The 13,515-nt window shown below is 70.4% G+C and carries 11 protein-coding genes; 2 read left to right on the top strand and 9 right to left on the bottom strand.

The window, feature by feature from the left end; genetic code table 11:
• Positions 1-174: 174 nt before the first annotated feature.
• Together BM109_RS39750 and BM109_RS39745 are read left to right on the top strand one after the other, a co-directional pair.
• The gene (locus BM109_RS39750) at positions 175-1,227 is read left to right on the top strand and encodes an AraC family transcriptional regulator (protein WP_093355798.1); all 1,053 of its coding nucleotides are present in this window, start codon (positions 175-177) and stop codon (positions 1,225-1,227) included.
• Positions 1,228-1,277: 50 nt separating this feature from the next.
• On the top strand, positions 1,278-1,859 hold the full coding sequence (locus BM109_RS39745) for a GbsR/MarR family transcriptional regulator (RefSeq protein WP_093355795.1): 582 nt from the start codon (positions 1,278-1,280) through the stop codon (positions 1,857-1,859).
• A 34-nt stretch (positions 1,860-1,893) separates the two neighbouring features.
• Here BM109_RS39745 and cydX read toward each other — a convergent pair whose 3' ends face one another.
• The 9 genes from cydX to BM109_RS39700 all read right to left on the bottom strand — a co-directional run.
• Positions 1,894-2,043, bottom strand: coding sequence for a cytochrome bd-I oxidase subunit CydX (gene cydX, locus BM109_RS39740; protein WP_093355792.1), 150 nt, complete (start codon positions 2,041-2,043; stop codon positions 1,894-1,896).
• Between the two features lie 21 nt (positions 2,044-2,064).
• Positions 2,065-3,219 (bottom strand): cytochrome d ubiquinol oxidase subunit II, encoded by a 1,155-nt coding sequence (cydB, locus tag BM109_RS39735; protein WP_093355790.1) that lies wholly within the window; start codon positions 3,217-3,219, stop codon positions 2,065-2,067.
• Positions 3,216-4,817, bottom strand: coding sequence for a cytochrome ubiquinol oxidase subunit I (locus BM109_RS39730; protein WP_093355787.1), 1,602 nt, complete (start codon positions 4,815-4,817; stop codon positions 3,216-3,218). The genes cydB and BM109_RS39730 overlap by 4 nt, the downstream gene beginning before the upstream one ends.
• 64 nt (positions 4,818-4,881) lie before the next feature.
• Positions 4,882-6,588: an amino acid ABC transporter ATP-binding/permease protein gene (locus tag BM109_RS39725; protein ID WP_093355785.1), complete on the bottom strand. Its 1,707-nt coding sequence runs from the start codon at positions 6,586-6,588 to the stop codon at positions 4,882-4,884.
• Positions 6,585-8,270 carry a thiol reductant ABC exporter subunit CydD gene (gene cydD / locus BM109_RS39720; RefSeq protein ID WP_093355782.1) on the bottom strand — a complete coding sequence of 562 codons (1,686 nt, stop codon included), beginning with the start codon at positions 8,268-8,270 and terminating at the stop codon, positions 6,585-6,587. The genes BM109_RS39725 and cydD overlap by 4 nt, the downstream gene beginning before the upstream one ends.
• A 155-nt stretch (positions 8,271-8,425) precedes the next feature.
• Positions 8,426-9,547 carry an acyltransferase family protein gene (locus BM109_RS39715; RefSeq protein WP_093355780.1) on the bottom strand — a complete coding sequence of 374 codons (1,122 nt, stop codon included), beginning with the start codon at positions 9,545-9,547 and terminating at the stop codon, positions 8,426-8,428.
• Between the two features lie 78 nt (positions 9,548-9,625).
• Positions 9,626-10,588, bottom strand: coding sequence for an NAD(P)H-dependent flavin oxidoreductase (locus BM109_RS39710; protein ID WP_093355778.1), 963 nt, complete (start codon positions 10,586-10,588; stop codon positions 9,626-9,628).
• Between the two features lie 156 nt (positions 10,589-10,744).
• The gene (locus BM109_RS39705) at positions 10,745-12,535 is read right to left on the bottom strand and encodes an acyl-CoA dehydrogenase (RefSeq protein ID WP_093355775.1); all 1,791 of its coding nucleotides are present in this window, start codon (positions 12,533-12,535) and stop codon (positions 10,745-10,747) included.
• Between the two features lie 74 nt (positions 12,536-12,609).
• A partial coding sequence (locus tag BM109_RS39700; RefSeq protein ID WP_143129341.1) for an electron transfer flavoprotein subunit alpha/FixB family protein occupies positions 12,610-13,515 on the bottom strand: 906 nt, incomplete at its 5' end.

Raw genomic sequence — 13,515 nt, 5'->3', positions numbered from 1 at the left:
GCTCGTCTCCTAATCGTTGGTCTTGTCGTCACGCCTTTGTAGGTCTGTTTCTGGCGTGAGCGCATGGTAGAAATCCGGGCCCGGGCCGGCGATTGCGCTTCGCGTCGTTCGCATTGCAGAAAACGTCAATCGACGGCCCGGCGCGTCCCGTGTACGGTCGAATCGCCCTCTCCCATGCTGCAACCGCCCGTCACCATCCCGATCGCCTTCGTCGAAGGCATGCTTTCCGGCATCCGTGCCCGCGGCCCCGCCGCCCCCATCGACATCGACCGGGCGCTGGAAGACGCCGGTGTGCCGCCGCCGCTGCTGGCCGAGCCGGGCGCGCGCGTCACGGCCGAGCAGTACGTGGCGCTGTTCGCGCTCTTGATGGACCGGCTCGACGACGAGTCGCTGTGCTTCCTCACGCGCCGGATGCGCCGCGGCAGCCTCGCGCTGATCGCGCGCTCCACGCTCGGCGCCCCCGATTTCGGCCATGCGCTGCGCCGCGTGGCCCACACCTTCAGCCTGCTGCAGGACGACCTGCGGCTGGTGCTGCTGCGCGAGGGCGAGCTCGCGGGCTTCGGCATCGCGATCGAGAACCCCGCGATCGGCCACCAGAACTTCCTGCACGAGCTGATGCTGCGCGTGTACTGGCGCCTGCTGGCCTGGCTGCACGGCGGGCGGCTGGCGGCGCGGCGCTTCGACTTCGGCTTCGCGCTGCCGCCGTACGCGGCCGGCTATGCCAAGGTGTTCCCGGGCACCTTGCGCTTCGGCCAGCCCTGCTCGGCCGTGTGGTTCGACGCCGAGGCGCTGCGCACGCCGATGCACCGCGACGCGCATGCGATCCGCGACTTCCTCGCGGCCTCGCCCGGCAACGTGATCCTGCCGCGGCTGGCCGAGCAGCCCATCAGCGCCAGGGTGCGCGAGATCCTGCAGCAGAAGCGCCCGGCCTGGGCCGACCTCGCGACCGTGGCCGCCTGCCTGCACATGTCGGTCAGCACCCTGCAGCGCCACCTGGCGACCGAGAGCACCTCGTTCCAGGCGCTCAAGGACCAGTTGCGGCGCGACGTGGCGATCGTGCGGCTGGCCACCAGCGCCGTGCCGCTGGCGGCGCTGGCCGCGGAGCTGGGCTTTGCCGACAGCGCGGCCTTCCAGCGCGCCTTCAAGACCTGGACCGGCGGCGCGCCGGGTTCGTACCGGCGCCGCGTGGCCGCGGCGGGCGGTGGCGATTCCCTGCCGGCGCCCTGAGTTTTCAGAAGGTTCCGGAACCACCGCAAGGCCCGGGCGACAATCGCCCCATGCCTCCCACCTCCGACCTGCCCCCGCTCAATCGCCAGTTCGTCGCCCATTTCGGCGAGATGGGCAGCAAGTGGGGCATCAACCGCACCGTCGGCCAGATCTACGCGCTGATCTTCCTCTCGGAGCGCCCGCTCAATGCCGACGAGATCGCCGAGCTGCTCGAGTTCTCGCGCTCCAACGTGAGCATGGGCCTCAAGGAGCTGCAGGCCTGGCGCCTGGTGCGCCTGCGCCACCAGCCCGGCGACCGGCGCGAATACTTCGAGGCCCCGTCGGACGTGTGGGAGATCTTCCGCGTGCTGGCCGAGGAGCGCCGCCGCCGCGAGATCGAGCCCACGCTCTCGATGCTGCGCAACGCCCTGCTCGAGTCGCCCCACAGCGAGGCCGAGCGCCATGCGCAGGAGCGCATGCGCGAGATGCACGACCTGATCGACCGGCTGATGAAGTGGTTCGACGACGTGCAGCGGCTGTCGCCCGAGACCGCGATGCAGCTCATGGGCATGGGCGCGACGGTGACGCGGGTGCTGACGCTCAAGGACCGCATCACGGGCGGGGCGGCGAAGCGAAAGAAGCCGGACGCCTGAGCGGAGGCCGTCGCATGCGGACGGCCTCACCCCCTCACAGACGCTCCTGCCCCTCCGGCGTTTCAGGCATCTCGAATTTCTCCTTGCGGACGGCGTCGTCGGCCATCAGTTCGAACCACATCGCATTGAGCACCGCGAAGGCGGCCGCCAGCGGCAGGCCGAGGATCCAGGCGAAGTACCACATCGTTCTTTTCCTTCCTTGCAATCAGTACGCGTGACCGCGTTCCTCGCGGATCGCCTTCTCGTCGACCTTGCCCCACAGCACGTGGTAGACCCAGGTCGTGTAGGCCACGATCAGCGGGATGAAGATGGCCGTGACCACCAGCATGATGAACAGCGTGAGGTGGCTCGAGGACGAGTCCCACACGGTGAGGCTGGCGCGCGGATCGATCGAGGACGGCAGGATGAACGGGAACATCGAGGCGCCCACGCTCAGGATGATGCCGGCGATGCCGAGCGCGCCGGCCAGCAGCGCGAGCAGTTCGCGCCGCAGCGCGAGCCCAACCAGCGCCAGCAGCGCGCCCGCGAAGCCGGCCACTGGCGCGGCCAGGGTCCAGGGGTGGGCCGCATAGTTCGCGAACCAGGCACCGGCCTGCAGCTCGACCGACTTGAGCAGCGGATTCGAGGGCCCCACGGTGTCGACCACGCTGGTGATGCGGTAGCCGCCGACGGCCGAGGCCATCCAGAAGCCCGCCGCCGCGTAGAGCACGATGGTGGCGGCCGCCGCGACCATGCCGTAGCGGCGCGAGCGCTCGGCCACGGGCCCGGCGGTCTTCAGCTGCAGCCAGGCCGCGCCGTGCATCGCCATCATCGCCACCGACACCAGCCCGCACAGCAGCGCGAAGGGGTTCAGCAGGCCGAGGAAGCTGCCGTCGTAGTGGATGTGCATGTCGGTCGCGAAGCGGAACGGCACGCCCTGCAGCACGTTGCCCACCGCCACGCCGAAGATCAGCGCGGGCACGAGGCCGCTGAAGAACAGCACGCCGTCCCAGCGCGCGCGCCATTGCGGCGACTCGCGCTTGCTGCGGAACTTGAAGGCCACCGGCCGCAGGATCAGCGCCGAGAGCACGACGAACATCGCGAGGTAGAAGCCCGAGAACGAGACGGCATAGAGCTGTGGCCAGGCCGCGAACACGGCGCCGCCGCCGAGGATCAGCCAGACCTGGTTGCCTTCCCAGACCGGGCCCACGCTGTTGATGACGAGCCGGCGCTCGACGTCGTTGCGCGCCGCGAACGGCAGCAGCATGCCGCTGCCGAGGTCGAAGCCGTCGGTGACGGCGAAGCCGACCAGCAGCACGCCGATCAGCGCCCACCAGATGAAGCGCAGGGTGTCGTAGTCGAGGAGTGTGTGGAGGATCATGCGGCGCTCCCGGTGGTCGAGACGGCGTGGGCGGGCGGAACGTGCGAACGCGCGTCGCCCTCGTCGGGCGAGTGCTCGGCGACCGGCCCCTTGCGGATCGCCTTGACCATCAGCTTGAGCTCGATGACCAGCAGCACGGTGTAGATGGCGACGAAGCCCGCGAGCGTGAACAGCACCGACTTGATGCCGATGTTCGAAACCGCCACCGCGGTCGGCAGCACGCCCTCGATCACCCAAGGCTGGCGGCCGAACTCGGCCACCAGCCAGCCGGCCTCGGCCGCGATCCACGGCAGCGGTATCGCGATCACCGCGGCCTTGAGCAGCCAACGGTGGCGGTCCAGCGTGCGGCGCGCCGACAGCACGAAGAAGGTGCCGGTCAAAAGGATCAGCAGCATGCCGATGCCCACCATGATGCGGAACAGCCAGAACAGCGGCGCCACCTGCGGCACCGTGTCCCAGGCCGCCTTGGCGATCTGCTCGTCGGTGGCCTGGCGCGGATCGTCCACGTAGCGCTTGAGCAGCAGCGCATAGCCCATGTCGACGCCGTTGTTCTCGAAGGCGTCGCGCACGCCCTGCGTGACCGGCTTGCCGCCGGCCTCGCGGATTTTCTGCAGCGCGTCGTAGGCCTTGATGCCCTCGCGGATGCGCGCCTCGGCGCGCTTCACCAGTTCATCGATGCCCGGGATCACGGTGGTCAGCGAGCGCGTGCCGATCAGCCCCATCACGCCCGGGATGTGGATCGCGTAGTGGGTCTCGCGCGCGGCCTGGTCGGGAAAGCCGAAGGCGGTGAAGGCCGCGGGCGCGGGCTGGGTCTCCCACATGGCCTCGATGGCCGCGAGCTTCATCTTCTGGTGCTCGGTCGAGAGGTAGCCGCTCTCGTCGCCCAGCACCACCACCGACAGCGAGGCCGCGAGTCCGAAGGAGGCGGCCACCGTCATCGAGCGCTTGGCGAGCTCGATGTGGCGGCCCTTGAGCAGGTACCAGGCCGAGATGCCCAGCACGAACACCGCCGCGCAGACATAGCCGGCCGACACCGTGTGCACGAACTTGGCCTGCGCCACGGGGTTGGTCAGCACGGCGGCGAAATCCGTGACCTCCATGCGCATGGTCTGCGGATTGAAGGCCGCGCCCACCGGGTTCTGCATCCAGCCGTTGGCGATCAGGATCCACAGCGCCGAGAAGTTGGAGCCGATGGCCACGGCCCAGGTGGTGGCCAGGTGGCCGACCTTGGAGAGCCGGTCCCAGCCGAAGAAGAACAGGCCGACGAAGGTCGCCTCCATGAAGAAGGCCATCAGGCCCTCGATGGCCAGCGGCGCGCCGAAGATGTCGCCCACGTAGTGGCTGTAGTAGCTCCAGTTCATGCCGAACTGGAACTCCATCACCACGCCGGTGGCGACGCCCATCGCGAAGTTGATGCCGAACAGCACGCCCCAGAATTTCGTCATGTCGCGCCAGATCACGCGGCCCGTCATGACGTAGACGGTCTCCATGATCGCGATGACGACCGAGAGGCCCAGCGTCAACGGGACGAAGAGGAAGTGGTAGAGCGCCGTGACGGCGAATTGAAGTCGCGACAAGGCGACGATGTCGAGGTCCATGATGGCTTCCTTTGTGTTCCCTGTGTTCTTCGTGGTGGAGTGGTTGGCGTTGCTTCGGTGTCGTTCAATCGGCGCGCAGCTGCCGCAGCGCGTGCGCGAAGGCCTCGCTGCCGCGCCGCAGATCGGCGGCGATGCGGCCGTCCTCGATGCGCAGCAGCCGGTCGGCGAGCGCGGCCTCGCGGCGCAGGTGGGTGGCGATCACGAGCGTGCGGCCCTCGGCATGGCGCGCGAGGCGCTGCAGCACGTCGTGCGCGACCGCGGCATCGAGCGCCTCGGTGGGCTCGTCGAGCAGCCACAGCGGCACCGGGCGCAGGAACAGGCGCGCTAGCGCGAGGCGGCGCGACTGTCCGCCCGAGAGGCCGAGGCCGCCTTCGCCGAGGCGCGTGGACAGGCCGGCCGACAGATCGCGCACGTCGTCGGCCAGCCCCGCGGCCTGCAGCACGGCCCACAGTTGTTCGTCGTTCGCGGCGGGATCGGCCAGCCGCAGGTTGTCGCGCAGCGTGTCCTCGAACAGTTCGGTGCGCTGGGTCAGCAGGCAGCACTGCCGCGCGGCCACCTCGCCTCGGCGCGGTGCGAGCTCGCCCGCGATCACCGCGAGCAGCGTGGACTTGCCGCTGCCGCTCGGGCCGACGATGGCGACGCGCTCGCCTTCGGCGATGGCCAGCGAGAGGTCTTCGATTGCGGGCACGGTGCTGGCGCGGTGGAAGGCCTCGATGGCCGTGAGGCGCAGCGCGAGCGATGCGTCTTCCGGGAGCCTTGGCGCGACGGGCGCATCGTCCTGCGCCATGCGCGGTGCCAGGCGACGCACCGCGAGCCAGGTGCGGCCCGCGTCGAGCGCGCCGCGGCGCAGCGCGGCGAAGGGTTCGAGCGCGGTGAGCGCCACCAGCAGCGCAAGCGCGGCAGCGGGCGCACCGATCGCGCCCTCGCCCACCAGCGCCGCCACCGCGAGCAGCACGGCCACCAGCGTGAGCGTGCCCGCGCCGCCATAGGCCAGGCCGGCCGTGCTCTCGAGACGGTTGAGCGCGAGGTCGGCGCGCGCCAGCCGGCGGTCGGCCGCGGCCAGCGCCTCGCGCTGTGCGTCGAGGCGGCCGGCCATCGCGAGCTCGGTCTGGCCGGCCACCAGGTCGGCCGCGCGCTCGCGCAGCGTTTCGATGGCGCGCGCGCGCCGCAGGGCGGGACGGCGCGCGCGGCGCGACACCGCGAAGGCCAGGCCCCAGCCCACGGCCACGAGCCAGGCCGCGAGCGCCGCGCCCATCGCGGCATGCATCGTGCCGAGCACCACGCCGGCCAGCAATGCGGCGCCGAGTGCGGCGGCGGCGGGCACCAGCAGGCGCAGGTAGAGCGATTCGAGCGCATCGATGTCGCTCGTGAGCCGGAACAGCAGGCGCGCGGGTCGCAGCGCCAGCGCGCGCGCCGCCTCGGCCCGCGCCCAGCCGCGGAACAGCCGCACGCGCAGCGCGGCCAGCGCGCCGAAGGTGGCGTCGTGCGTGACCAGCCGCTCGCCGTAGCGCGAGGCGGTGCGGCCCAGCGCCAGCAGCCGGATGCCGGCCGAGGGCGCGAACACGTCGAAGGTGAAGGCCGTGGCCGCATGCAGGCCCGCGAGCGCGGTGGCGGTGATGAACCAGCCCGAGAGGCCGAGCAACGCCATGCCCGTGAGTACGGTCACGGCGGCCAGCAGCGCGCCCCAGCGCAAGGCGCGCGACTGGGCCGCGAAGAAGGGGCGCAGCACCAGGCGCAATTCGCCGGCGTGACGGTGCGTGTTCGGTTTCATGCGGCCTTCTCCGCGGCATCGGCGCCGAGCTGCACGACGCGGTCCAGGCGCGCGGCCAGCGCGGGGTCGTGCGTCGCGACGATCATGGTGCGGCCGCGCGCGAGCGCGAGCAGCGCATCGGCCACGCGCCGCGCGGTCTCGGTGTCGAGGTGGGCGGTGGGCTCGTCGACCAGCAGCAGGTCGGCCTGCGGATGGACCGCGATGCGCGCCAGCGCGAGGCGCACGGCCTCGCCGCCCGACAGGCCCAGGCCGCCCTCGCCCAGCGCCGCGCCCGGGTGCGCCTGCGCGACATGCTCGAGCTGCGCGAAGCGCATCGCGGCCTCGACGCTGCCCGCGTCGAGCGCGCGGCCCAGTGCGACATTGGCGGCGACAGGGCCCGCGAACACGTGCGGCTTCTGGCCCATCCAGCCGATGCGCGCGCGCAGCGCGGCGGCCGTGCGGTCGTTCATCGGCACGCCGCCGATCAGGATCTCGCCCTGCTGCGCCGGCACCAGGCCCGCGAGCAGCGACAGCAGCGCGGTCTTGCCGGCACCGCTGGCGCCGGCCAGCGCGATGTGCTCGCCTGCTGCCACGCGCAGCTCACGGCCTTCGAACACGTGGCGCGATTCGCCGGGCCAGGCGAAGTGCAGGTCGTGCACGACCACCGAGGGCGCGGCGTTCGAGGGCTGCATCGAGACCACGTGCACGTCCGGCGCGTGGGCGCCCGGCAGCGGCAGCGCCTCGCGCCGCAGGCCCTCGAGCGCTTCGAGCGCGGCCTCGCCCGCCGCGCGGTCGTGCCACACGGCCGAGAGTTCGCGCAGCGGTTCGAAGAAGGCCGGCGCGAGCAGCAGCACGAACAGGCCCTGGCCCAGGCTCAGCGGCCCGTTCCAGGTGCCGAAGCCCAGCGTGCCCAGCAGGTGGAAGCCGACGTAGACCGCCACCATCGCCACGCCCAGCGCCGAGAACAGCTCGAGCACGGCCGAGGACAGGAAGGCGATGCGCAGCACGGCCATGGTGCGTTCGCGCAGCGACTGCGCCGAGTCGGCGAGCCGCGCCGCGGTGGCATCGACCGCGCCGAGCGCGCGCAGGGTCGCGAGGCCGCGCAGGCGGTCGAGCAGGAAGGCGTTCATGCCGCCCATCTGCACCATCTGCGCCTCGCTGGCCGCCTTGGCGCGCCAGCCGACGATGGCCATGAACAGCGGGATCAGCGGCGCCGCGAACAGCAGCACCAGCGCCGCCACCCAGGTCTGGCTCGCGACCGCGGCGAGGATCGCGAGCGGCACCACGGTGGCACGCCAGCGCGCGGGCTGGTAGCGCACCAGGTACGGCACCAGCGCCTCGGCCTGCTCGGCCAGCGCGCTCGCGGCCAGGCCCGAGGGTACGCGGCCGCGGTCGAGTGGCGAGGCGCCGGCCAGTGCCTCCGCGGCCTGGGCGCGCAAGTCCGAGAGCCGAGCGCGTGCCCGGCCGAAGGTGCGCCGCGCGCCCCAGGCTTCGCAGGCGGCACGCAGCCAGCCGAACAAGAGGATGCCGAGCGCCGGCCACAGCACCGCGGCCATCCCGCCGCCATCGGCCAGCGCCTGCACCGCCCAGGCCAGCAGCGCCGCCTGCGGCAGCCACAACAGCGCGGCCGCGCCCTGCACCACGCCGCCGATCTCCGGCCGGGCCAGGGCACGCAGGGGTCGACGGTGGGCGGAAGGGTTCATCTGTTTTTGATTTCGTGAATTTTCAGTATTTACTGAAATTTCCACAATGATACCGAAAACCTGACCGGACAGCGAGCACGGCGAAGCCTGCCCGCTTCGCCGGGCGGGCGCAAGTCAACGAAGGAACGCGTGCGGCCGCAATGGCCGGCGGGATCTCAGTGCGAGACGACGATGCCGCTGATCAGCAGCCCCGCGAACAGCGCGGCGACGGCGCGCCACGAGGCCGGCCGGGTCTCGACCCAGCGGTACAAGAGCGCGGCCGCGGCGATCGACAGGCCGAAGGTCGCGAGCATGCCGAGCCCGTCGACCCAGGGCGCATGCGGCCCGAGCCGCACCACTGCGGCATTCACCGCGAGCAGCACCGGGAAGTGGATCAGGAACAGCGAATAGGACATGCGCCCCAGCCGCTGCAGCGCGACCGCCGCCAGCGGCCAGCGCGGCGGCGACAGCCACTGCCGCCGCTGCGCCACCGCGATCAGCAGCGCCGTGACCAGCGCGGTCGCGATGCGGCTGCGCCATTCGAGCGCCAGCGCGCCCGTGCCTACCAGCAGCAGCAAGGCGACCGCGCTCTGCCAGGTGCTCGCGCGGGTGGCGCGGCCGATCCAGAACACCAGCATGCCGAGGCCGTAGGCGCCGAAGAAATAGAAGGCGGTGTCGTCGAGTTCGGCGTCGCGGTTGAACAGCGCCAGCGACGCGACGGCCACGCCGAGCACCAGCAGCACCGCGAGCCAGCGCCGGCGCGCGGCTTCGCCGGGCCGGCGTACCTGGTCGGCCGAGGGCGCGAGCAGCGCCGGCAGGCCGATCAGCGTGAGCGCCAGCGCGAACAGCTGGAAGTCGATCGCCACGTACCAGACGCCGGTGGACAGCGCCTCGTAGCCCAGCAGGTCCTGCAGCAGCAGCCCGTGCGCGAGCAACTGGCCGATGCTCGGCGATGCCGGCACGAGGTCGGCGTCGAGCCAGGGCCGCACCGCGGCCGCCACCAGCACGCAGACGGTGAGCGCGGCGAGGTAGGGCATCACCAGCCGGCCGTAGCGCTGCACGATGCGCACCAGCGGGCGGTCGATGCGCAACAGCCCGTCGGGCGCGAGGCTGGCCGCGGCCAGGAAGCCGGCGATCACCAGGAAGATCTGCACCGCGAGCCGCCCGTCGCTGGCCAGCCAGCCGAGGAAATCGGGCGCGAGCGACAACGCGCCCGCGGGCATCGGCCCGTAGCGCGACAGGTGGTGCCCGACGATCACCGCGCAGGCGAGGCCCTTGGCCGCGTCGAGCAGCGGCATGCGCTCCCGCCGAGCGGCGGGAGCAGGCGCGGCACTCGCCGCCGGGGCCGGCAGGTCGTTCACGCTAGGAACGTGTTCTCAAAGCGCGAGCCGCTGGCGAGCCTCCTGGTATTCGCGCTTGAGCTTCTCGATGAAGACGCCGGCGCTCGACACTTCGCTGATCGCGCCGATGCCCTGGCCCGAGCCCCAGATGTCCTTCCAGGCCTTGGCCTTGCTGCCATCGCCGCCCGAGAAGCTCATGGTCTTCACGTCGCCCTCGGGCAGGTTCGCCGGGTCCATGCCGGCGTTGACGATGCTGGGCGCGAGGTAGTTGCCATGCACGCCGGTGAACAGGCTCGAGTAGACGATGTCGTCCGAAGTGCCCTCGACGATGGCCTGCTTGTAGGCATCGCTCGCGCGCGCTTCCTCGGTGGCAATGAAGGCGGTGCCGATGTAGGCGAAGTCGGCGCCCATGGCCTGCGCCGCGAGCACCGCGCCGCCGGTGGCGATAGCGCCCGACAGCGCGATCGGGCCGTCGAACCATTGGCGGATTTCCTGGATCAGCGCGAACGGGCTCTTGATGCCCGCATGGCCGCCGGCACCGGCCGCCACCGCGACGATGCCGTCGGCGCCCTTCTCGATCGCCTTCTGCGCGAACTTGTTGTTGATCACGTCGTGCAAGGTCACGCCGCCGTAGCTGTGGACCGCGTCGTTGACGTCGGTGCGCGCGCCCAGCGAGGTGATGACGATCGGCACCTTGTACTTCACGACCATCTCCATGTCGTGCTCGAGGCGGTCGTTGCTCTTGTGCACGATCTGATTGATCGCGAAGGGCGCGGCGGGTTTGTCGGGGTTGGCCTTGTTGTAGGCCGCGAGCTCCTCGGTGATCTCGATCAGCCACTCCTCGAGCTGCGCCGCGGGCCGCGCGTTGAGCGCCGGCATCGAGCCGACCACGCCGGCCTTGCATTGCGCGATCACGAGCTTGGGGTTGCTGATGATGAACAGCGGCGAGCCGATGATCGGCAGCGGCAGGTTCGCGAGCACGGGGGGCAGTTTCGACATGGTCGTTGTCTCAGGGGTTGTTGAATTCGGAAGCGGACAGCCGGACGCGGAGGACGCGAAGATTCCGCGAAGTGCGCAAAAGCAAAACCAAATTTTGATTTCTCTTTCGCGTCCTTTGCGTAACCTTTGCGACCTTCGCGTACGGAAGTCCGGATGTCAGAAGGCTTCGAGCGCCAATGCGTTCACGCTCTCGGCGCCGTCGACGATGCTGTCGCGCAGGCCCGGCGCCTTGGCGAGGATGTGCTCGGCATAAAAGCGCGCGGTCGTGATCTTGGCCTGCATGAAGTCGACGTCGACGTTGTGCGAGGCCTGGTCCTGCGCCACGATCAGCGAACGCGCGAGCTGCCAGCCGGCCACCAGGTTGCCCGCGAGCATCAGGTAGGGCACGCTGCCCGCGAACACCGCATTGGGCGAGGCCTTGGTCTGGCCTGCGACGAAATCCACCACCTCGACGAAGGCCTCGCGCGCGGCCTTCAGGCGCTTGAGCACGGCCTTGGCGGCGGCGCTGTCGTTCTTAGCGAGCTCGGCCTCGGTCTTCTCGATCTGCGCGGCGATGGCCTTGGCGGTCTGGCCGCCGTCGCGCGCGGTCTTGCGGCCCACGAGGTCGTTGGCCTGGATCGCGGTCGTGCCTTCGTAGATCGTGAGGATCTTCGCGTCGCGGTAGTACTGCGCCGCGCCGGTCTCCTCGATGAAGCCCATGCCGCCGTGCACCTGCACGCCCAGTGAGGTCACCTCGAGGCTCATCTCGGTGCTGTAGCCCTTGACCAGCGGCACCATGAATTCATAGAAGGCCTGGTTCTGCTTGCGCGCGTCGGCATCGGGATGGTGGTGGGCGGCGTCGTAGGCCGCGGCGGCCACGCTGGCCATCGCGCGGCAGCCTTCGGTGTAGGCACGCATGGTCATCAGCATGCGCTTCACGTCGGGGTGATGGATGATCGCCGCGCTCGCGTTGATCGAGCCGTCGACCGGGCGGCTCTGCACGCGCTCCCTGGCGTAGGCCACGGCATGCTGGTAGGCGCGCTCGGCGATCGCGATGCCCTGCATGCCCACCGCGTAGCGGGCCGAGTTCATCATGATGAACATGTACTCGAGGCCGCGGTTCTCCTGGCCCACGAGATAGCCGACGGCACCGCCGTGGTCGCCGTACTGCAGCACCGCGGTCGGCGAGGCCTTGATGCCCATCTTGTGCTCGATGCTCACGCAGTGCACGTCGTTGCGCGCGCCCGGCGAGCCGTCGGCGTTCAGCAGGAACTTCGGCACCACGAACAGGCTGATGCCCTTCACGCCCTCGGGCGCGCCGCTCACGCGCGCCAGCACGAGGTGCACGATGTTCTCGGCCATGTCGTGCTCGCCGTAGGTGATGAAGATCTTGGTGCCGAAGACCTTGTAGCTGCCGTCGGGCTGCGGCTCGGCGCGGCTGCGCACCAGCGCGAGGTCGCTGCCGGCCTGCGGCTCGGTGAGGTTCATCGTGCCGGTCCACTGGCCGCTCACGAGCTTCTCGAGGTAGGTGGCCTTGAGCTCGTCGGAGCCCGCGGTCAGCAGCGCCTCGATGGCGCCGTCGCTGAGCAGCGGGCACAGCGCGAAGCTCATGTTCGCTGAGTTCAGCATCTCGCCGCAGGCGGCGCCGATGGTCTTGGGCAGGCCCTGGCCGCCGAAGTCGGCCGGATGCTGCAGGCCCTGCCAGCCGCCCGACACGTACTGTGCGAAGGCTTCCTTGAAGCCGGCCGTGGTCGTGACCTCGCCGTCCTTGAACGACGAGGGATTGCGGTCGCCCGCGACGTTGAGCGGCGCGATCACGTCCTGGTTGAAGCGCGCGCATTCCTCGAGCACGGCCTGCGCGGTCTCGAGGCCGGCGTCCTCGAAGCCGGGCAGCCTGGCGATCTCGCCGATGTTGGCCAGGTGCTCGATGTCGAACAGCATGTCCTTGAGGGGGGCGGTGTAGCTCATCTCATGTCTCCCGATACTGCGGATGTGAAAAGGGCATCGCGAACGATGCCCTCTGGCTCAATGCAATGGCGCGATCAGAGCGCCTTGACCAGTTCCGGCACGGCCGTGAACAGGTCGGCCACGAGGCCGTAGTCGGCCACCGAGAAGATCGGCGCTTCCTCGTCCTTGTTGATCGCCACGATCACCTTGGAGTCCTTCATGCCGGCCAGATGCTGGATCGCACCCGAGATGCCCGCTGCGATGTACAACTGCGGCGCGACGATCTTGCCGGTCTGGCCCACTTGCCAGTCGTTGGGGGCATAGCCCGCGTCGACGGCGGCGCGGCTGGCACCGAGACCGGCGTTGAGCTTGTCGGCCAGCGGGGCCATCACTTCGGTGAACTTCTCGGCGCTGCCCAGGGCACGGCCACCCGAGACGATGATCTTGGCGGCCGTCAGTTCGGGGCGTTCGCTCTTCGTGACTTCGCGGCCCACGAAGCTGCTCTTGCCGCTGTCTGCGACGCCTTCGGCGGTCTCGACCGTTGCGCTGCCACCGGTGGCGGCGGCTGCATCGAAGCCGGTGGTGCGAACGGTGATGACCTTGGTCGCATCGCTGCTCTGCACGGTGGCGATCGCATTGCCCGCGTAGATCGGGCGTTCGAAGGTATCGGGGCTGTCGACCTTGGTGATGTCGCTGATCTGCGCGACGTCGAGCTTGGCGGCCACGCGCGGCGCGACGTTCTTGCCGTTGGCGGTCGAGGGGAACAGGATGTGGCTGTAGTTGGAAGCGATCGCGAGGACTTGCGCCGCGACGTTTTCAGCGAGGTTCTCGGCGAGGCTCGGGCTGTCGGCCGCGATGACCTTGGTGACACCGGCGATCTGGGCAGCGGCCTTGGCGGCTTCGGCTGCATTGGCACCGGCCACGAGCACGTGGACGTCGCCACCGCAGGCGAGCGCGGCGGTCACGGTGTTGAGGGTGGCCGGCTTGATGCTGGCGTGGTC

Origin of the sequence: Variovorax sp. PDC80, assembly GCF_900115375.1 — a bacterium.
In the GTDB taxonomy this organism is placed as follows: Bacteria; Pseudomonadota; Gammaproteobacteria; order Burkholderiales; family Burkholderiaceae_C; genus Variovorax.
This window is presented reverse-complemented; position numbering and strand designations above follow the sequence as displayed.